The sequence below is a fragment of the Jiella sp. M17.18 genome (assembly GCF_041027365.1).
GTDB lineage: Bacteria > Pseudomonadota > Alphaproteobacteria > Rhizobiales > Rhizobiaceae > VKMB-3413.
In genome coordinates this window covers 1-19,080 of record NZ_JBFTEH010000007.1, presented here as the reverse complement: position 1 = coordinate 19,080, position 19,080 = coordinate 1, and the positions used below count along the sequence as shown (strand labels likewise).

Below are 19,080 nucleotides of genomic sequence, written 5' to 3'. Positions count from 1 at the left end.
TGCTCCTTCCCCCCACAGTCGAAAGGAAGACCCCGATGCGCATCCCACCGAGCCTTTGGCTGTGCGGCCTTCTCCTCGCATCCGCCACGTCGCGGGCGGCGGCCGAGGACAACCATGTCCGGATCATTCAGGCGGACGAGGAAACCCGGCGCGCGAGCACCGCCACCGCCGATCAGACCGGCAGCGGCAACCACGCGGACGGCGAGCTGAAGGACGCGGCCGGCTTCACCTTCTTCGACGGCACCAAGCTGTCCGTCGCGCCGGCCGAGGCCGGCATCTACCAGGACGGCGCCGGGTCGACCTCGGTCATCAAGCAGGTCGGAGACGACAATGCCGCGGCGATCCGCCAGGCCGATGCCGTCGGCGGCAGCGCCGATGGATCGACCGTCCGCATCCTGCAGGGCGAGAGCGGCTACGAGGCCGACAACAGCATCGCCGCCGTGCGGCAGGCGGGCGACGCGATGAGCGTCACGATCGAGCAGAACGGCGGGAACAACCGCTCGTTCTCGCTCCAGCGCGGCAATCGGGGCGCCAGCCAGGCGGGGCCGTCCGGATCCTCGCAGTCGACTGCCGGCGCGTCGTCGTCCGACGAAGGCGGGAAGACGCCCCGTGCGACCAGCGGCAACAAGCAGACCCAGACGCTCTACGGCGAAGGCAACGAAAGCCAGGTCGTCCAGGACGGCGGCGGACTGACGGCCGAGGTGACTCTCTCCCACGGCCGCAACGATGTCGGCCGCGTCAGCCAGACCGGCGAGCGCCACAAGGCGTCCTACTCGGCCAAGGCCGGCAGCGGACGCTTCGGCGAGGTGGTGCAGTCGGGTGCCGCAGCCGACAGTGCGGACATCGACGTCACCGGCAACGACCACCGGGCGAGCGTCCGCCAGAGCGGTCCCGGCGGCCACCACCAGGCGCGCATCACCCAGGCCGGCCGCAGCCACGACGCCAGCGCGCGGCAGGCGGGCGGCACGAGCGGCGGCGAAGGCGACGTCGCCTCGATCGGCCAGAAGGGCGCCGACGGCAGCGCCGATGTCGACCAGTCCGGCTCCGGGGGCGGCAACAAGGCGCAGATCGGCCAGGAGGGCGCGAACTCCTCCGGCCTGTCGGCGACGGTCCGGCAGAGCGGGGCGGGTGGCGGCAGCAAGGCCGACATCGACCAGACGGGCACCGACCAGGCGGCCACGATCGCGCAGTCCGGCGCGGGCGGCGGCAGCGTCGGCGCGGTCGACCAGTCAAATGACGGCAGCCACGGCGACTCCGCGACGATCGTCCAGCGGATCGACGCTCCCTCGGGCACCGACAAGGTCGACATCGACCAGGGCGGCGACGACAACGAGGCCCGGGCGCGGCAGGTGCGAAGCGAAGGCGGCACCGGCCATTCCGCAACGCTCGCCCAGCCGGGCACGCGCAACAGCGTCGAGACCCGTCAGTCCGGCGTCGCGCAGCTCGCCAACGTCGCGCAAGGCGGCAGCCGCAACACGGCAAGGCTCGACCAGGCAGGGGTAGGCGGGCACAAGAGCGACGTCGACCAGAACGGCAGCCGCAACCGCGCCGACATCGGCCAGGACGGCGACGGCGGCACCAACACTGCCTCCATCGACCAGTCCGCGTCGGGCGCCGAGCGCAACGTTGGCCGCATTCGCCAGACGGGCGCCCGCGGCCTCAACACCGCCGACATCGACCAGGCCGAGGCGAACAACCGCGCGACCGTCCGCCAGGACGGGGACGAGGGCGGCACCGGCCACAAGGCGTCGATCGCCCAGCCCGGCAGCGACAATGGCGCGGACATCGTCCAGTCCGGGGCGGCGCTCGAGGCCTCGGTGTCGCAGAACGGCAAGGACAATTCCGGCGAGATCGCGCAGTCCGGGACGAAGGCCAGCGGCAAGGCGCAGATCACCACCGGCAGCGGCACCTCTGACAACCGGGCGCGGATCGAGCAGACGAGCGGCGGCAACACCGCCTCGATCGACCAGACGAGCTCGCGCAACGTCGCGACCGTGACCCAGGCGAACCCGGCGCCGCAGCGGGCCACCGACAAGGCCGACATCGATCAGGGGGGAGGGCCGGACAACCGGGCCGAGATCGCGATCGGCGGGGAGGGAACCGGCCGGACGGCGAAGATCGCGCAGGACGGCGAGGCAGGGACGGCCAAGCTCGACCTGTCCGGCGACGGCGACACGATCAAGGCGCAGATCCAGCAGACCGGCCACGGCAACCGCGCCTCGGCCAGGGCAAAAGCCACGGGCGGCAACGGCCTGACGGTCGACCTCCAGCAGGACGGGAAGGAGAACCGCATCCATGCCGGCGAAGACGGGCATGGCTTGAAGCTGAAGGTCTCCCAGGACGGCGACGGCAACCGCGTCGACGTGACGCTGCAGGGCAGCGGCTATTCCGTCACCATCACCCAGAAGGGCTCGGGACACCGTCTGCAGAGGAGCTTCACCGGCCCGGCACCCGGCGGCGGCGACTACACGATCGTGCAGGGACGCTGAACGAAGCAGCGCGTCCGGGCGTGCTGCGCTTCGGGGGGGGGGACGATCGGGACCGTCTCCGAGGTCCGAAAATGGCGGATGGGGTGTCTGTTTCTCCGCCCACCCTTACCAACCATATCGCCAAAAACCCTTGCTCCGATTGATTTTTGGACGCCATAGACCTTATGTTCACTATGGCGGTTAGGATAACAGGTAGGGCGAATGGCACGCTTCAAATTGTCGGAAACCAACCTCAAGACGCTCGAAAAGCCGGGGATGCATAGCGACGGCGACGGCCTCTATCTCCGGGTTCAAAAGAGCGGCTCGAAGAACTGGGTCTTCGTGTACCGGCGCGGATCGAAGCGCACCGAACTTGGGCTGGGCGGGTATGGTCGGGGAACGGCTCCGGTTTCGTTGAAGCTTGCTCGCGAGAAGGCGGAATTGATACGGCAACAATTGGCGAATGGCGAAGACCCGCGGGCCGAACGTAAGGCTCCAAAGATCGTTACATTTGCGGATTGTATGGCTGGATTGATCGAAGCCAGAAAGAACGACTGGGGCAATCCGAAACACCGCGATCAATTTGTAATGACGCTTCAGAAGTACGCCGCGCCGCTGCACGACATGCCGATCGCCGACATCAAAGTCGGTGATGTGAAGGCAACCCTCATGCCCCATTGGTCAGCGCGACCAGAGACGGCTGACCGCTTGAGATCCCGCATCGGAATGGTGATCGACTACGGCATCGCCCACCAATGGCGAGACACTGCCAACCCGGCGAAATGGACCGGCCTTCTCGATAAAGTAATGCCTGCCCGACAGAAGCTGACGCGCGGCCACCACGCGGCATTGCCCTACAAGGACGCGCCAGCCATGTGCGCGCGCCTACGGGGATCCAGCGGCACGGCCGCGCGCTTGGTTGAATTTCTGACGCTCACCGCCGTTCGGACAAGCGAGGCGCGGAAAGCGGTGTGGGGCGAATTTGACTTTGATGAAGCCGTCTGGACGATCCCGGCTGACCGGATGAAGGCAGGGAAACAGCATCGCGTCCCGCTGACGCCCCGAATGGTTCAGATCTTGGAGGCGCGTCGACAACGCTCAACCGGCGAGTACGTCTTCGCCGATACCGGGAAGCCGGTAAGCGGAACCGCAATGACAAAAGCGCTGAAGCTCGCGGTCCCAAAGGATGTTCACGTCACTCTGCACGGTCTTCGAAGCATGTTCCGCGACTGGGCGGGGGAAGAGACTGATCACCCGCGCGAGATTGCTGAAGCGGCTTTGGCGCACGCGGTCGGCGATGCCGTTGAACGGGCTTACCGCCGATCGGATGCTCTGGATAAGCGCCGCGCATTGATGACAGATTGGGAAACGTATTGTAGCCGAGGGGGTCGACTTTTAACAACCATATCAACTAGTGTCGCTGCGCTCGATTGGAGGGCAGACGTATCCATGATGCGGAGCATGTAAACACCCTCCAAAACACGTGTCAATCCCTTGGGAGAAAAAATGCAGGCCGAGAACGACAACTACCCCCGCCTCCTTTCGCTGAACGAAGCTGCAAAGATGACCTCGATGTCGCGGTCGATGCTGAACAGGTACCGAATGGAGGGTAAGTTTCCGCAGGCGGTGCCGCTGGGCGAACGGCGCTTGGCCTTCGTGCGGGACGAGGTGCTGGAATGGATCAAGGAACGCATCGCAGCGCGGGCGGCCGCATAACTGGTCGGCCATCACACAAAAATAACCCGACACCGCGGGCACGGCGCCGGGTTAAAATCCGCATAGCATTAGGAAGATAATTGACCAATTTAGCAAAGTCAACGATTAAAGACAATAATTCCGTCGATGATGCGTGTATTCGCGGTGGGTCGGCGAAATATCTCGCGCACGATATCATTTCGCAGGGGTGGCCGGTCTTCCCCTGCGACCATGACCCGGAAAGCAAAAAGCCGCTGATCGCGAACGGGCTTCGCGGCGCGTTCAAAAGCACGCGGCTTGTCGAGGAATGGTGGAAACGCCACCCGGACGCGATGGTAGGCGTCCCGACCGGCGGAGCGACGGGCGTCTTCGTCCTCGATATCGATATCCCCGGTCAGGTGCATGGCGATGACGACGGCCGGATCTGGTTTGCGGAAATGGAGGCCGAGCACGGCGCCCTTCCGGAGACCCGATCGGTCAAGACGGCTTCCGGCGGGCGGCACCTCTATTTTCAGCATGTCGAAGGCGTCCGTAATCGGCGGATCGCCAAGGGCGTCGATGTGCGCGGTCAGGGCGGCTATGTGATCGCGCCTGGCAGCGTCACCGAAACCGGCGAATTCTACGAGTGGGAAAACCCCGAGGCGCCGATCGCCGATGCGCCGCGTTGGCTTCTCGACTGCATCCTGCCGCGCGAGCCGCAGGCTGCGCCTACCCCGGCGACGCCCTACGAGCACACCCGAGGCGATAACACCGCCTATGTCGAAGGCGCGGTGGAAGCGGAAATGCGGGAGCTTGCGAGCACGCCGCAAGGATCGCGCGGCTACCAGCTGAACGCCTCCGCTTTCAGCATGGGGCAGCTTGTAGCGTCGGGCGTTCTGTCGCGATCCGAAGCCGAACGTCGCCTGATGGAAGCCGCCGCCGCGAATGGCGTCCTGGCTGCCGATGGCGAACGCGAGGTGCAAGCTAAGATCAGGCGCGGTCTTGAAGCGGGATTGAAGCGGCCACGGGAAATTCCCGAAAGGATCGACCCGCATGATGACGGAACGCCGCCGATCAATGTGACGCGATTGTTCGCTAACGGGCTGAAGAAGGGCGAGTCGAAGACAGCGCCACCGGCCGCGAACGACGACGACCCGCTGCCGATCGTCAATCCCGCCGAATGGCAGGGCAAGGAAGTTCCCGCGCGCCAGTGGTTCATCGACGGATTGGTGCCTGATCGGCAGGTGACTCTCACGAGCGGTGATGGCGGCGTAGGCAAATCTCTGTTTTGGCTACAGCTTGCCGCCGCAAGCGCACTGTCCTGCGAAACCATGGGTATGCGGCCTGCCGCAGGTCGTGTCGTCTATCTAGGCGCCGAGGACGAAGCAGAGGAGTTCCCGCGGCGCCTGCGGGATATTGCGCACGCGCATCATCGGCAGTTCGAGGATCTAGACAGTTTCCGCTTGATCGCCTTAGCCGATCGGGACGCGCTTCTGACCATGCCAGACACGAAGACCGGCGCTATGCGGCCGACCGCGCTATGGCACCGAGTCCGCGCGTTCATTATGGAATTCCGGCCGCGCTTGATCGTGTTGGACACTGCCGCCGATCTGTTTGGCGGTGACGAGGTAAAGCGCTCCCAAGTCCGTCAGTTTGTTTCCATGCTTCGGGCGTTGGCTATCGAGATCGACGGTGCTGTCGTGCTGCTTTCGCATCCATCAGTCTCGGGCATGCAATCCGGCACCGGCCTGTCGGGATCGACGGCTTGGGGCAATTCGGTGCGGAGCCGGTTGTATCTGACGAAGCCGAAGGGCGACGACGCGGACGATGCCCAGCGCGTGCTCGAAACCATGAAGAACAACTATGGCAAGACCGGCGACAAGCTGAAGCTGCGGTGGCAGGAAGGCGTGTTCGTCGTTGACGATGGCACGGCATCGCCCGAGCGCGGGTTGCTTCAAAAGCAGCACGAGAAGGTGTTCTTCAAGCTGCTGGCGGCGGCCAATCTGCAGGGTGAAACATGGTCGCCGGCAAAGGGCAGGAACTACGCGCCAAAGATGATGACTGAGAAACCGGGTTCGGAGGGGATCAAGCAGAAGCAATTCGAGGGCGCGATGCACCGGCTGATGGACGCGGGCCGCATCCGCGTGGAAATGGACGGATCCCCATCACGGCAGAGAAAGAGCCTGATCGTAGTGCAGGAATGATGTGGCGGATGGCGGTTCCATCACCTTCGATCACCCCTACGAACCGCCTTCCATCACCTTCGAACCGGCTTCGTTCCGGGGTTCGAACCGGCTGCGAACCGCCTTCGTTCCGCTTCGAACCGCCTTCCTTCCATCCCCCCACACCCCCCTGCCGGGTGGAACACCCCCGGCCGGCTTCGGGGCCGGCCAGTGTTCAACCCGTTTAAGAGAAAAAGAGGAGTGGCCCGCACCATTTTGAAGGTACCGGCAATCGTGCGTCCCGTCGACGCGCTGCGGCGGATCGCGGCGAACGACAACAGCCGGGACGGCCGACCGATTACAATGCGGCGGCGCTGAAGGCCAAGAAGGCGTTCCCCGGCACATCGGGCCATCTGGGTTCGCCGCGGCGATTTGGTAAAAACCTGAAGTAACCGCGGAGCCGCTTCGGTGACAATTTTGCGGCCTTGTGAAGGCACATTCTGATATTCGAATGGATCATTGTCTTGTTCCGAACATTAGCGCCTTGGAACAGCAAGGAAAAATCGATGTCGGACGAGTTTGCGCCATCCGCCATCGTCGCCGACGACGATGCCATAATTCGAATGGATGCGGTCGATATCTTGGAGGATGCGGGCTTCCGCGCTCACGAAGCCTGCCACACCGAGGATGCGATCAAACTGCTTGAAGCCATTGGTGAGAGCGTCTGCCTGCTATTCTCCGATGTGCACATGCCGCCGAGCAAGCGGACCGGCTTCGATTTAGCGCGGGAGTGTGCCGAGCGCTGGCCGCATGTGGGGATCATCGTTGCATCAGGGCAGGCTAAGCCGGGGCCGGACGATCTGCCGGAAGGCGCCCGCTTCATCAGCAAGCCGTTCTCTGCCGACGTTGTGCATGAGCATCTGCATGAGATCCTGCCGGAAGGCCAAAAGCCCGAACCGCTCAAGAAGCGGGTCGTCTAAGGCCCCCCGGGGTAAAACCTGAGATTTTGTCGATGTCCGTGGTTGCACGGCCACCTATTGATTTCGGCCGTGACCAGAAAGCCGTACCCGTTCAACATGCGTGCTCGTCTCGCTTAGGATCGAACACGGGAAAATCAATGGCAAGCTTCTACTTCCACTTCCGCGACGGCGGACCGGAGGAGCTCGACGAAGAAGGTTGCGAGTTCGACACGGTTCGATTGGCGTCCGAAGCGGCGTGGGACGCACTGGCCGTGATGGCTCGGGAGATGGGGCCACCACCTTCCTCGCACGAGATCGCGGTCTCCGTCTGCGACCATACCGGCAGCGAAGTCTGGCGGGCCGCCATGTCACTCGCTATCGCGCAAGCGACCGGGCGGCTTCCGCATTAGCGCGAAAGCCACCCATGCCCAAGCCGTATTCCGCCGCACAAGGATGCCCGGATGTCAATTCTTGGAGCAAGATCGACTTCTGATGCTCCAGGCACCCGTGGGGGCGGACAGCCTTGTCGGTCAGCGACCGCGAATGGCGTTAAGCGCCTTTGGGGACAGATGTTCTGTCTGCGCAGCGCGATAATCAGAGTAGGTGAGCTTCCCCGACGCCTGCGCTTCTACAGTGTTTTTGCACATAGTGGGAATGGGGTCGCGGCCCATCTTCATGTATTTGAGCTTTCCCTCCATTCCTCTCTCCCGAACCTTGCGACGCGTATCGATGATGCAGCGGTGGATCTCAGCGCGTCGTAGATCTGGATTATTTTTCAGCGCCTGCGCATTTGCATCGAATTTATTTGAGCTAACGCAGCCGCTGAAGGCTGAGAGACCGGCGGCAACCGATACGCACACGGTAATATTTCGCACCCGCATTTCTGACTCCAATTTCTTCTTCTCAATTTCCATTAACGTAGCCGAAGGTAGTCAGCTTTGGGTTGCGGGGAAAGCTAATATTCGCTTATCGAGTCGCTTATTAGTTGTTTGGTAAATCGGCCGGTGTCTTCGGCGGCTCTCACCTGGGAATGCGCAGGTGAAGCTGAGCGTCCAAGCCGCCTTCTTTGTCGTTGGTGAGCTGAAAATCAGCCTCCCGAGCGGGACAGTCGAGGGGTAGCGAAAGCGCCTCACGAAGCTTGCCATCGCAAGCTCACCATTATCATCACTTCGAGGCCGCTTCGGCGGCCGGCTTAGCGGCGCGATGCTGCCGCGACGCGAGCGCCCGGGCGGTTCTCCTTCTTCCCCGGCCGGGCCGATCTTTACCCGCCGCCGTCCTTCTCCGGAAGCGCGGCTTCTTTGTTTGGCCGAAGGCGGTCTTGAAATCGATCAAGGATCGGAAATCAAAATGAACGACCCGCTGACCGGCGCGGCGACCCCCGACGACTGGCATCATGCGGAATTCAGTTTCGCGGAAGCCGGCGAGGTCGCCAATGTTCCATTCGACACACTCTATTCTTGGCATCGCCTGATGCGCGCCATGGACTTCAAGATCGGCGACAAGCGTCGCGGACAGTGGTGGTTTTCCGGCCACGAAATGTACGTGCTATCGCTTCTCGGCGCGCTGTACTGCCTGGACTTCCCCATCGGTGCGAAGCAAATCCGTGGCGCCTTGAATTTTGCCGACGAAGACGCCGGTCCCGACGGCGTGTGGTACATGATGTCCGACACCGATCTCGCCGCAACGATGGTCGACGCGCCCAAGATTTTTTGGGCGGTCTGCCGGATTGTCCGGCGGGCGCAGGCGGCGCTTGACCTCGAATACGCAGAACGAAAGGAGGCGGAGAATGCTTGAGCGCCTCCGAAACCTGTTCCGCGGATCGGCCCGCTCCTTCGACGGCGCAACCGGCGGACGCAGATGGCCGCGGAAGGCGACCACGCCGTCGCTGTTGCACGCTCAGCACGCCGCGCGGTTCACCATCGCCGCACGCGCCCGCTATCTAGCTTCGAACAATGCGCTTGCAGCGTCGGCTGTCGAGGCTTGGGTTTCATCGCTTGTCGGGACCGGGATCAAGCCGCAGGCGGCGCACGGCGACAAGGACACGCGGGAAGCGCTGAACGTCGCGTTCGAGCGGTGGACCGATGAAGCGGACGCGGACGGCCTCGGCGACTTCTATGCTTTGCAGGCTTTGCTAGTGCGCCGACTGGTGATCGATGGCGAGGCGTTCGCGGTCATGGCGAATGACGCCACAGGGCTCTCTGTCCGGCTTCTCGATCCCGAGCAGGTTGACGCATCGTTGACGCGAGAGTTGGAAGGCGGCGCGCGGATTGTTTCCGGCGTCGAATTCGACACAGCGGGCAGGCGGGTCGCCTACCACATCCGCGACCAAAACGCCTTCGTAAACTTGAGCTACAGGGTGCGGCGCGTCCCAGCCGAAGACGTCTTGCACCTGTTCCGCATCGACACGCCGGGGCAGGTTCGGGGTATTTCGTGGTTCGCGCCGGTGATGCTGCGGATGGCCAATCTCGACACCTGGGCCGACGCGCAACTGGAGCGGCAGAAGATTGGCGCAATGCTGGCCGGCTTCATCCGATCCAATGATGCTGGCGGTTCGCCGATGGATGGCGTCGACAACGGCGACGGAACACTTGAAGGCGGGCTTGAACCGGCGACGCTGAAATACCTTCGGCCAGGCGAGGAGATCGCCTTTTCTGACCCACCTGCAATCGGTGCCGAGGTTATTGGCTTCGCCAAGCGGCTGGAGCGCGAGATCGCCGTGGGCCTTGGCCTGCCGGGCTGGCTGCTTCACGGCGACATCAGCGACGCGAACTATGGTTCGCAGCGCGGTTCGCTGGTCGAATTCCGGCGGCGGGTCGAAGCCCTTCAACACGGCGTCGTCGTATTTCAGGCGCTGCGGCCGATCTGGAAGCGATGGGCCGCCACCGAAGTGCTGGCCGGCCGGATCGACACCACGATTGATGCCGCGATGCCGGCCCGATGGATCGTCCCGAAGACCGCTTGGATCGACCCGAAGAAAGATGTCGAAGCCGAGCTTATGGCGATCGAAGGCGGGATTATGTCGCGCCGCGAAGCCGTGACTTCACGCGGTCTCGATATCGAAGAGGTCGACCGCGAGATTGCGGACGACAAGGCGCGGGCTGACGGCCTTGGCCTGACGTTCAGCAACCCAGCGAATGACAATAAGACCACCGCTGCAGATGGCGTAGCGGCCTAATTCGAAGGAACATTGATGGCAGACAAACCCGGCGTGCGCACGCGCGCCGCCCCCCTTCGTGCGTCCAGTTGGGATGCCGAAGCGTGGACCGTCGAAGCGGTCCTTTCCACCGGCGCAGCGGTCGAACGCTACGACGCACGCGGCGCCTTCGACGAAACCCTGTCGCTCGATCAGCCGTGGCCGGACTCGATCCCGCTGCTCGACAGCCACAGCCGCGCAAGCGTCGACGATCGGCTTGGCGAAGTCTTCCATCTTCAAACCGAAGGCGGCGCCCTGCGCGGCACCGTGAAGCTCTCCCGACACAACGATCGGGCGAAGCGGATCGCGGCCGAAATCTCAGACGGCGCCGATTTTGGCGTGTCGATCGGCTACGTCACCGGCAAGGTGACCGAGGCTACGCGAAGCGGCCGGCGCGTGAAGATCGGCAGCGACCTGACCCTCCTGGAAGCATCCCTCACAACCGTCCCTGCCGATGCCGGCACGGGCTTGCGGAGCAATGAAAACATGTCCGAGACCAATACCGAAGCCGCCGAGACCCGCGACGCGCCGCCAGTAAAGACCCGCGCGCAGACGAACGCGGAAATCCGATCCATCGCCAAGGCGGCCGGCCTGCCTCAGGATTTCATCGACGCCCACGTCGACGCGGAGGCCGATCTGCCGGCGGTTCGCGAAGCCGCTTTCGCCGCGATGGCCGAGCGTTCCGCCGCCGCTGCCTCGGTTCGCGCGCCGCACAATGACAACAGCAACGACAACCCGGAAGCGCGCGCCCGCGCTGCGGGCGAGGCAATGTATGTTCGCGCGAACCCCGCGCACAAGCCGAGTGAACAGGCCCGGCAGTTCATGGGTATGTCAACCGTCGACATCGCCCGCGAAAGCCTGCGGCACGCGAACGTCTCGACCACCGGCCTCAGCGGTTCGACGGTCATCGAGCGCGCGCTGCATACGACCTCCGATTTCCCGCTTGTGTTCGCCGACACGGTGAGCCGCACGGTTCGGCAAGCTTATGAGTCAGCGCCTTCCGGCATTCGCCAGATCGCCCGGCAGTCGACGGTTCGCGATTTCCGCGCCAAGTCGGCGATCGGCCTTTCCAGCGATATCAGCCTGGAGAAGGTGAACGAGCACGGCGAGTTCAAGAGCGGCACGCTGGTTGAAAGTGCCGAGTCCTATTCCGCCGATACCTACGGCGCGATCATCGGCATTACGCGGAAGATGCTCATCAACGACGACATCTCGGCGTTCACCGACGTTTCTTCGCGGCTTGGCCGCGCCGCCGCGGATTTTGAAGCGGATTTCCTTGCGAGCAAGCTTTCTGACAATCCCAGGATGGCGGATGGCAAGTCGGTCTTTCACGCCGGGCACGGCAACCTTGCCGCGACCGGATCGGCGATTACCGAGGACGCGCTGTCGGCGGCTCGCCTTGCCATGCGGTCTCAGACGGACGAGGGCGGCAACTTCATCCGGGTAACGCCTACCTATCTGGTGGTCGGCCCGGCGCAGGAGACGGCAGCCGAGAAGATCCTCGCAGCCATCACGCCGGCGAACAGCAGCGATGCGAACCCATTCAGCCAGCGGCTCACGCTGATCGTTGACGCGCGGATCATCGGCAATGCCTGGTACCTCACCGCCTCGCCGGCCGATGTCGTCTCGCTCGAATACAGCTACCTCGAAGGCGCGCCCGGCCCGCAGATCGAACAACAGGTCGGCTTCGACGTCGACGGCCTGCGGTTCAAGGTCCGCGAAGATTTCGGCGCCGGTTGGCTTGACTTCCGCGGCGTGTACCGAAACGCCGGTCAGTAATGGCGGCCGACGAACTTAACGCGAAGCGGGCTGCCCTTGTGGCGGCCCGTTCATCGGGCGAGACCCGCGTAATCTTCCACAGCGGGGGGACGCGGCGCGAGATCGAATATCGATCCGTTGCCGAGATCGAGCGCGCGATCGGCGCCATCGACCGCGACCTCGCCGCCGCTGCTGGCCGGCGACCGATCCGAACCTTCCTGCCTGTATTTTCTAGAGGACTTTGAAATGCGTAACTTCATCCAGTCCGGCGACGTTATGACCGTCACCGTCAATGCCGACACCGTCTCCGGCGACGTGGTGGCGACCGGCAAGCTCGTCGGCGTTGCAGCTATCTCGGCGAATGCCGGTGAGGAAGCCGAGGTCGCCCTGACTGGCGTCTTCGACGTTCCGAAGGCGACCGGCAGCGCTTGGTCGCAGGGCGCGCCCGTGTATTGGGATGGTGCCGCAGCCACGGCGACGGCAAGCGGTAATGATCTGATGGGCCATGCCTTTGTCGAAGCCGCCAGCGCCGCCACCATCGGCCGCGTTCGCCTGGCGCGGTAAGATGACCGACTGGCGGAGATTGGAAGCGGCGGTCGACGAGGCCGCCGCCAATGCCTTCGGCGAGAAACTCGAGCTTCGGTTTTATCGCGACTTCAAAATCGATCCTGATCGTCTGCCCTGCGAGATCCGGGCTGTCCTACACTTCGGCGGCGGGATCGAGAGCTATCGACCCGGCAAGGGCTTCCACATTCAACTGCCGGCGAACCAAGGCGAGCTGATTCTAATGCGGTCGGCGTATGAAGGGCCGATGCCGGCGGAAGGCGATTACGTGGTCGCGATGGACCGTGCAGGCGCGCCGGAATACAAGATCAAATCGGTAAGCGCGGCGTACTCGGACATGATCGTCGCCACGGTGACACTTTAGAATAAATTTCTAGTAATGCGCGCGGCGCGAAAAAGCCGCCGAGCGATTTTGTTGCCATCTATCCGCGTAAACCATTGATCTTGAAGGTACTTCCGGCGTTCGGTGGTTCTGCGGGCGCCATCCGCGAAAGCGCGATCGCTGCAAATTTTTCCTAACGCGTTTCCTTCCCAAGAGGTGATTTATGGAATTGAAGACCGCCGAGCTGGCCAAGCTACTCGGCTTGTCCGTTCGGCGCGTCAATCAGTTGGCGAAGGATGGCATCGCAATCAAAACGGCGCCGGGCCGCTTCGACGGACCGAAGTCGATCGCGAACTTTATCGAGTCGAAGACGATCGGAGATGACGCCAAGGCCGCGGCGCTCGACCTGAACGCCGAAAAGGCTCGCCTGGCCAAGCTCCAGGCGGACGGACACGAGATCAAGAACGCGGCGCTTCGCGGCGATCTGGTCGAAGCCGAAGCCGTCGCCCGCGAATGGGCCGACATTCTTCGCCGCGTGCGCGCCGGCATCATGGCCGTGCCCAGCCGCGTTCGCAGCCGCAACCCAGCACTATCCGCCACCGACATCGAAACGATGTACCGCGAATTGCGCGACGCCCTGGAGGCGCTATCCAATGAACATACAACAGATGACGGCGAGGGCGATGAAAGCCCTCCGGCCGCCGCCGAGGATGCGGCTTAGCGAATGGATCGAGAAGGACGTTCGCCTTCCTGAAGGCGTGTCTGCGCTGCCGGGTCGCGTCCGCCTGTACCCCTACCAAACGGAGATCGCTGACGCGATCGGCGACCCGAAGATCGAGCGCGTCACCTTGGTGAAGGCGGTTCGCGTCGGCTTCACCACGCTCCTTACAAGCGCGATCGGCAGCTTCGTCGCGAACGATCCGGCCGCCATCATCGCCTTGCTGCCGACCGACGACGACGCCCGCGACTATGTAGTTTCCGACGTGGAGCCGATCTTTTCGGCGTCGCCTGTTCTGGCGGGACTGCTCGACGGCGACACCGACGAGGCCGGCCGCAACACGATGATGTCCCGCCGCTTCCCGGGTGGGTCGCTTAAGGTGCTGTCCGCGAAGGCGCCGCGAAACCTGCGCCGGCACAATGCCCGCGTCCTGTTCATCGACGAAGCGGACGCAATGGCGCCGACGCCTGAAGGCTCGCCGCTGGTTCTTGCCGAACGCAGGACGCTTTCATATCCCGACCGGAAGATCGTGATCGGTTCCACGCCGGTGGACACCGACACGTCGAACGTCCTTCGCACCTATGCGCAGTCAGATCAGCGCGTCTTCGAGGTGCCGTGCCCGGATTGCGGCGAGTTCAGCGAGATCCGTTGGAAGGACATTCGCTGGCCGGAGGGCAAGCCCGCCGCCGCTTACTATGCTTGCCCGCACTGCGGCTCTTGCGTCGAGGAGCGGCACAAGGCCGACATGGTGGCGAAGGGCCGCTGGCGGGCTACAGCGCCGCACGTCGAAGGGCACGCGGGTTTCCGCGTCAATGCGCTGGTCTCGCCTTTGGCGAACGCGGCGTGGGGCAAGCTCGCGACGGAATTCCTTGCCGCGAAGGATGATCCGGACACGCTGCGGACCTTCATCAATACCATCCTCGCGGAGGGCACCGGCGACGAAGCAGATACCGGTCTTGATGAAGTCGAGCTTCTGGAACGGGTCGAGCCGTTCGGAATCGGCGCCATACCGGCCGACGTCCTTTATCTAACGGTCGGCTGCGACGTGCAGGACGATCGGCTCGAAGCCACCGTCGTGGGGTGGGATCGCGAAGGCGGCGCGTATGTGCTCGACCATCAGCTCCTGTTCGGATCGCCCGGCGAAGACGCGACATGGCGGCAGCTTGACGAGCTGCTGACCGCCCGATGGAAACACCCCCTTGGCGGCATGATCGGCATCGATGCCGCGTGCGTCGACTCCGGCGATGGCGACTGGACGCAGGCCGTCTACCGGTTCGCGTTTCCGCGCGCCCGGCGCCGCGTGATGGCGATCAAGGGCATGGCGGGAAGCCGCGCCGTCATCGAACGGTCGAAGTCGAAGGTTGCCGGCGGGGCGCTTTGGATTGTCGGAGTGGATGGCGTGAAGCGGACGATCGTTGATCGCCTGTCCCGCGCGGTAAAGATGCGCTTCTCGGACAGCCTCGACCTGTCGTTCTTTGAGCAGCTGGCATCGGAGCGTCGCATCGTCCGCTACACCCGCGGCCAGCCGGTCGCCCGGTGGGAGCGCAAGCCCGGTCGCGCCGCCGAGGCGCTTGACTGCACCGTCTACGCCTTCGCGGCCCGGCAGGTGGTCCCTTCGAATTTCGACAACCGCGCCGCCGAACTGGCGGAAGAACCCCGGGCACCGACACGGCCGCGGGTAATCAAGAGCAGATGGATGGAAGGCAACTAACGGCACTGTCGCCAAATAGGAATATCACGCAGAGATCGTCTGCCGCAATCAAATGGGATAGGAACCGAGATAATACTCAGGCCATGTCAAGCGAATTTCCAGTGTATATATCGCCGAACAAGTCGTAAACTTCAATAACAGTGACGCACATCGTATAGATTATCCTATCCCATTCTTCTGCCGAAATTAGCGGCGCCGATAAGGCTGGCCGAAAGTGAACATGAGCGTTTCTTAACTGGTAGATCTTCTCAGCACAATTATGGCCAGTAGCAGTGGGAACCGTGTCCGCCGACAAAGAGAAGGAGGATAATATCGACGCCCGTCTTCCTTCCGAAATCTTACTTAGTATAGCCGAAAGAGACTCCTGTTCACGCGGGCGCCAAGAGATTATTGACTCGAGCGTGGATGCCAACTCAGCGATCGGGCCGGCGTGTGCCAGTCTCTTCCTTAGAACCTGCAATCTTGGAACACTGTATAGCTGCTCGATACATCGATAAAGTTCGAGGTAGAAGGCGGGCCAAGTGTAAGATAAAAGACCCTGAAGCGGAAGATGATATGGGAGCGTGTCGTGGCCGGACTCGAACAATTCCGTAATTGACGATAGAGTCATAGAACTAAGGCCAAGAGGATATCCTGGATAGCCGCGCGCACAATATGAACCACACACGCGCTCAAGACTTTCCAGAAAGATGCTGTCGGCACCGCTTGCCACACGAAAAAAATCTACTTCTTGAAACAGGTCCAGAACGGTTTGTAAATCATGACCTTGGTAGCCTTCAACACCCCGATGCTGTTCCTCAATTGCATCCCGAATTTCGGCCGCCGTCGCCGTCACGGGTAGATCGGCGTTCACGAACACCGCGCCGAACAGCCCGGGAGTAGCCGAAATCTGCTCAAAGCCGTCTGGAAGAAAATCTGGAACCGGCAGCCCCGAGAAACAGAAATACCGTTCACCATCAAAGGAAATTCTCGATGCGAATGACCTCATTCCCAGAGGCAAGATAGTAACCTCTGCATCCGCCATTAGTGATGCGTCTTTATCATCCTTCCGTGCAATCCACCTCGCATTATCATCAACTAGAAAGCCCGGCTCGTCTTTTGCACCGGCAGATTTGAGCCTTCCAAAAATTTCGTTCGACATTCGTATGCGGTTCCGAGACATCTCACGCGCGCCAACAGGGCTCCATAGTAGGAACCTCGAAGCTTTCCTCCACTAGCACTTTGAACGACTTCTCGAAAAATGCTCTTTCCCACCGCCCCACCGCTGAACTCGGCCTATGTCCCAGCTTCTCCATCAGAACATCCAGCGCTAGAAAATTCCCCAGCTCCTCCGAACTTGCCTTCTGAAGACGATCAACGAGCCTGGCGCAATCGACCTCCAATGTGGCGCATCGCAAGTCGCTGAAAGCCTCTTCCTTGTCCATCCCGACTCTGCCCAAAATCGCTACAGCACATGCGACAACGAAACCCACTCGCGCGGCCTGTGTGTCGAAAATGTTTCTTCCTCGCGTGATGACACGGACTTTCGACTGACCTCCACTCAAATCATCGTTGAATCCGTCGTCCAAATCTGAGTCGTCCGTAGAGGCATTGAATGCCGACAAAGCAGTGTCTATGTTTACTAACATCTGAATAATGCGATAAAAATAGCGATCATACTTCTTATTGGTCAACGCTTCAGCGACATCAAGCCGCGAAAATTCGTCGGCGAGACTTTCCTGAGTATCAACTTCAGTCCGCCGTAAGCCGAAAGCAATGTAGCATTCGATCAGTGCATCAGATTTAAACTCGCCACCATTTCTTCTTCGCTCCCGCCCAGTAAGGAGGCGAGTAAAAGTTACCTTTTGGGAGATCGTCTTTATTAGGGGGGCATAAATGACTTCGAGCTGTTGCTTAAGGTTCCAAGGCACTTGGCCTGTGTTCAGGACTAGCATACGGTAAATTAAGCTTTCAGCGCTTCGAGCTACCCAGGCCTCCACGCGTACCATATGAGCACCCACGGAAGCGTCAAGTTCAAGTGCTTCCGTCAGCGCAGTGGTCCGTTGCATGCCGTCGATAATTGACAGCTCGCTTTGATGCAGCACAAAAAGGTTATCTACTTCAGAAGCATCGGATATTTTGCTGAGTCCTTCCCACTCGCCCTCTTCAACAACTAGACCGATTACGAGCGGTGGAATTACAGCCCCCCGCCGTAGGTCCTCAACTAAGCGAGCGCGGATCCGACGAGCTGAGGTGGTTTTCAGTGCAACTCGTTGGTGCTTAATGCCGCCGCGATTTGAATACGCAGTGTCGATTAGCGAAAGATAGTCAGATACCGACTTTTCCACCAAGAACGACCAACAGTCGACCCGGCGATCTTGGATTTTGCTGATGAAGGTAGACGGCGTCATGATAACCTCTCTTTATGTCCTATGATGCCGATTTATCGACAGGAGACAAGCGATGGTGGAGTAGGCGCAGCCGGCCTTCCGGTCGTCGGCGATGCTGAGTCGTTAGAGATCGAGGCTGCCGTCTGCCTCCCGCGACATCTTCCCTTATTGGCTGCAAGGCTGCGGCTTCGACTAGATCGCGGACAGCAGCGGCGGACTGAGGTAGGTCGAAACCCATCGAGATCGCGCCGCCGTTGCGCCCCGTCATCGCCTTGCGCGGTGGCGGGGTTGGTTCAAGAGCCTGCGCGTCAGAAGGCCGTAGGGACGATGAAGAAATCGCCGTTCGTCCCATACCCAACGCGAAACTTCGACTCCTTAGATGGATTAGGAGTGACGGTCGTCTCGTAGGTGCCGCCGCCGCAGACGCCCTCCGGCTTCACACTGAGGATCGTGCTCGTCACGGGCAGATGAAGGGTGACCGCCTCGCCTGGCCAAAGATCGGCAACAACGGAGCCGTCAACGAAGAGGCGCGAGGCGCATGCAGCGCCCATCAGTCCGGCGTCCCGCTTCACAATGACCGTTGCAGTGCCCGGCTTGGCGGTCGCGTACTTGGCAAGTTCCGATGAGGTCGATGCCGCGGGGGTCGCTTCACTATCGGAGATTGGTGAAGTCGCGCATGCGCCAAGCAATACGGGGAAGGCGACGATCATGCTGCGCGCACCAATTCGTCTCACATAATATCCCCGGCCGGCATTTCGTTCAATTCGTTGGATGGATCGACAACAGGTGAATGTCAATCGCTGGCCGGCAGCGGGAAAGGAATGACGAGAACGGCCAAGGGCACGCGGCTTTAACTGGACGATCGGGGAGTAATCGTCGCGCTCGATCGCCTGGAGCGGGCGAACCTGCGCAAGCCGATGAGCGAAATCGGCGTCGCCCTCGTCACCTCGACGCAACAGCGCTTCGAATCCGAAAACGGGATTGCTGCGGTTCAGGATTTGCGGGGACGAGCTTCGGAATGCTCAATGGTCTCTTCACCCGTGCTGTCGGCTGGCGATTTACGAGTGAAGTGTCCTCTTAAGCTTCTTGACTAACGAATGACATGACGGTTTCGACCGGCCTGCGGCCCATGTTGCGGTAGCCGAGGTGCGGGCGTTCGGTGTTGTAGTGGACGAGCCAGGC

Annotated in this window: 18 protein-coding genes; 14 read left to right on the top strand and 4 right to left on the bottom strand. The window is 61.9% G+C overall.

What is annotated here, in order from left to right:
* Positions 1-35: 35 nt before the first annotated feature.
* From AB5S17_RS13950 to AB5S17_RS13925, 6 genes are all read left to right on the top strand, one after another.
* A complete protein-coding gene (locus tag AB5S17_RS13950; protein WP_369240356.1) occupies positions 36-2,489 on the top strand; it encodes a hypothetical protein in 2,454 nt (817 codons plus the stop codon).
* 201 nt (positions 2,490-2,690) lie between these two features.
* Positions 2,691-3,935 carry a tyrosine-type recombinase/integrase gene (locus tag AB5S17_RS13945; RefSeq protein WP_369240354.1) on the top strand — a complete coding sequence of 415 codons (1,245 nt, stop codon included), beginning with the start codon at positions 2,691-2,693 and terminating at the stop codon, positions 3,933-3,935.
* A gap of 39 nt (positions 3,936-3,974) precedes the next feature.
* Positions 3,975-4,184 (top strand): helix-turn-helix transcriptional regulator, encoded by a 210-nt coding sequence (locus AB5S17_RS13940; RefSeq protein WP_369240352.1) that lies wholly within the window; start codon positions 3,975-3,977, stop codon positions 4,182-4,184.
* Between the two features lie 80 nt (positions 4,185-4,264).
* Complete coding sequence (locus AB5S17_RS13935; protein WP_369240350.1) at positions 4,265-6,346, top strand: bifunctional DNA primase/polymerase; 2,082 nt, start codon at positions 4,265-4,267, stop codon at positions 6,344-6,346.
* 524 nt (positions 6,347-6,870) lie between these two features.
* The gene (locus AB5S17_RS13930) at positions 6,871-7,284 is read left to right on the top strand and encodes a response regulator (protein ID WP_369240348.1); all 414 of its coding nucleotides are present in this window, start codon (positions 6,871-6,873) and stop codon (positions 7,282-7,284) included.
* A 137-nt stretch (positions 7,285-7,421) separates the two neighbouring features.
* Positions 7,422-7,673 carry a hypothetical protein gene (locus AB5S17_RS13925; protein ID WP_369240346.1) on the top strand — a complete coding sequence of 84 codons (252 nt, stop codon included), beginning with the start codon at positions 7,422-7,424 and terminating at the stop codon, positions 7,671-7,673.
* A gap of 120 nt (positions 7,674-7,793) precedes the next feature.
* On the opposite strand, the gene AB5S17_RS13920 is transcribed toward AB5S17_RS13925, so the two are convergent.
* Entirely contained in the window at positions 7,794-8,177 is a 384-nt protein-coding gene (locus AB5S17_RS13920) for a hypothetical protein (protein ID WP_369240344.1), read from the bottom strand.
* Between the two features lie 289 nt (positions 8,178-8,466).
* Here AB5S17_RS13920 and AB5S17_RS13915 point away from each other — a divergent pair, with 289 nt between their 5' ends.
* From AB5S17_RS13915 to AB5S17_RS13880, 8 genes are all read left to right on the top strand, one after another.
* Positions 8,467-9,057 (top strand): hypothetical protein, encoded by a 591-nt coding sequence (locus AB5S17_RS13915; protein ID WP_369240342.1) that lies wholly within the window; start codon positions 8,467-8,469, stop codon positions 9,055-9,057.
* Positions 9,050-10,438, top strand: a complete 1,389-nt coding sequence (locus AB5S17_RS13910) for a phage portal protein (protein WP_369240340.1) — start codon at positions 9,050-9,052, stop codon at positions 10,436-10,438. The genes AB5S17_RS13915 and AB5S17_RS13910 overlap by 8 nt, the downstream gene beginning before the upstream one ends.
* 15 nt (positions 10,439-10,453) lie before the next feature.
* The gene (locus AB5S17_RS13905) at positions 10,454-12,235 is read left to right on the top strand and encodes a prohead protease/major capsid protein fusion protein (RefSeq protein WP_369240338.1); all 1,782 of its coding nucleotides are present in this window, start codon (positions 10,454-10,456) and stop codon (positions 12,233-12,235) included.
* Positions 12,235-12,459, top strand: coding sequence for a phage head-tail joining protein (locus AB5S17_RS13900; RefSeq protein WP_369240336.1), 225 nt, complete (start codon positions 12,235-12,237; stop codon positions 12,457-12,459). Before AB5S17_RS13905 ends, AB5S17_RS13900 begins: the two co-directional genes overlap by 1 nt.
* A complete protein-coding gene (locus AB5S17_RS13895; protein ID WP_369240334.1) occupies positions 12,353-12,778 on the top strand; it encodes a DUF2190 family protein in 426 nt (141 codons plus the stop codon). The genes AB5S17_RS13900 and AB5S17_RS13895 overlap by 107 nt, the downstream gene beginning before the upstream one ends.
* Before the next feature lies 1 nt (position 12,779).
* Positions 12,780-13,142 (top strand): hypothetical protein, encoded by a 363-nt coding sequence (locus AB5S17_RS13890; protein WP_369240332.1) that lies wholly within the window; start codon positions 12,780-12,782, stop codon positions 13,140-13,142.
* A 181-nt stretch (positions 13,143-13,323) separates the two neighbouring features.
* Positions 13,324-13,821, top strand: coding sequence for a terminase small subunit (locus AB5S17_RS13885; RefSeq protein WP_369240330.1), 498 nt, complete (start codon positions 13,324-13,326; stop codon positions 13,819-13,821).
* Complete coding sequence (locus tag AB5S17_RS13880; protein ID WP_369240328.1) at positions 13,754-15,529, top strand: phage terminase large subunit family protein; 1,776 nt, start codon at positions 13,754-13,756, stop codon at positions 15,527-15,529. Before AB5S17_RS13885 ends, AB5S17_RS13880 begins: the two co-directional genes overlap by 68 nt.
* Positions 15,530-15,605: 76 nt before the next feature.
* Here the strand turns inward: AB5S17_RS13880 and AB5S17_RS13875 are convergent, their stop codons facing one another.
* From AB5S17_RS13875 to AB5S17_RS13865, 3 genes are all read right to left on the bottom strand, one after another.
* Positions 15,606-16,670: a hypothetical protein gene (locus AB5S17_RS13875; protein ID WP_369240325.1), complete on the bottom strand. Its 1,065-nt coding sequence runs from the start codon at positions 16,668-16,670 to the stop codon at positions 15,606-15,608.
* A 22-nt stretch (positions 16,671-16,692) separates the two neighbouring features.
* Positions 16,693-17,919 (bottom strand): hypothetical protein, encoded by a 1,227-nt coding sequence (locus AB5S17_RS13870; RefSeq protein ID WP_369240323.1) that lies wholly within the window; start codon positions 17,917-17,919, stop codon positions 16,693-16,695.
* Positions 17,920-18,206: 287 nt separating this feature from the next.
* Positions 18,207-18,608, bottom strand: a complete 402-nt coding sequence (locus AB5S17_RS13865) for a hypothetical protein (protein ID WP_369240321.1) — start codon at positions 18,606-18,608, stop codon at positions 18,207-18,209.
* Positions 18,609-19,080: the final 472 nt, after the last annotated feature.

Coding starts and splice junctions, on each gene's coding strand:
- AB5S17_RS13865 (WP_369240321.1), bottom strand. CDS start 18,608: ATGATCGTCGCCTTCCCCGTATTGCTTGGCGCATGCGCGACTTCACCA.
- AB5S17_RS13905 (WP_369240338.1), top strand. CDS start 10,454: ATGGCAGACAAACCCGGCGTGCGCACGCGCGCCGCCCCCCTTCGTGCG.
- AB5S17_RS13880 (WP_369240328.1), top strand. CDS start 13,754: ATGAACATACAACAGATGACGGCGAGGGCGATGAAAGCCCTCCGGCCG.
- AB5S17_RS13890 (WP_369240332.1), top strand. CDS start 12,780: ATGACCGACTGGCGGAGATTGGAAGCGGCGGTCGACGAGGCCGCCGCC.
- AB5S17_RS13945 (WP_369240354.1), top strand. CDS start 2,691: ATGGCACGCTTCAAATTGTCGGAAACCAACCTCAAGACGCTCGAAAAG.
- AB5S17_RS13930 (WP_369240348.1), top strand. CDS start 6,871: ATGTCGGACGAGTTTGCGCCATCCGCCATCGTCGCCGACGACGATGCC.
- AB5S17_RS13870 (WP_369240323.1), bottom strand. CDS start 17,919: ATGACGCCGTCTACCTTCATCAGCAAAATCCAAGATCGCCGGGTCGAC.
- AB5S17_RS13950 (WP_369240356.1), top strand. CDS start 36: ATGCGCATCCCACCGAGCCTTTGGCTGTGCGGCCTTCTCCTCGCATCC.
- AB5S17_RS13875 (WP_369240325.1), bottom strand. CDS start 16,670: ATGTCGAACGAAATTTTTGGAAGGCTCAAATCTGCCGGTGCAAAAGAC.
- AB5S17_RS13900 (WP_369240336.1), top strand. CDS start 12,235: ATGGCGGCCGACGAACTTAACGCGAAGCGGGCTGCCCTTGTGGCGGCC.
- AB5S17_RS13910 (WP_369240340.1), top strand. CDS start 9,050: ATGCTTGAGCGCCTCCGAAACCTGTTCCGCGGATCGGCCCGCTCCTTC.
- AB5S17_RS13940 (WP_369240352.1), top strand. CDS start 3,975: ATGCAGGCCGAGAACGACAACTACCCCCGCCTCCTTTCGCTGAACGAA.
- AB5S17_RS13925 (WP_369240346.1), top strand. CDS start 7,422: ATGGCAAGCTTCTACTTCCACTTCCGCGACGGCGGACCGGAGGAGCTC.
- AB5S17_RS13920 (WP_369240344.1), bottom strand. CDS start 8,177: ATGGAAATTGAGAAGAAGAAATTGGAGTCAGAAATGCGGGTGCGAAAT.
- AB5S17_RS13915 (WP_369240342.1), top strand. CDS start 8,467: ATGCTGCCGCGACGCGAGCGCCCGGGCGGTTCTCCTTCTTCCCCGGCC.
- AB5S17_RS13885 (WP_369240330.1), top strand. CDS start 13,324: ATGGAATTGAAGACCGCCGAGCTGGCCAAGCTACTCGGCTTGTCCGTT.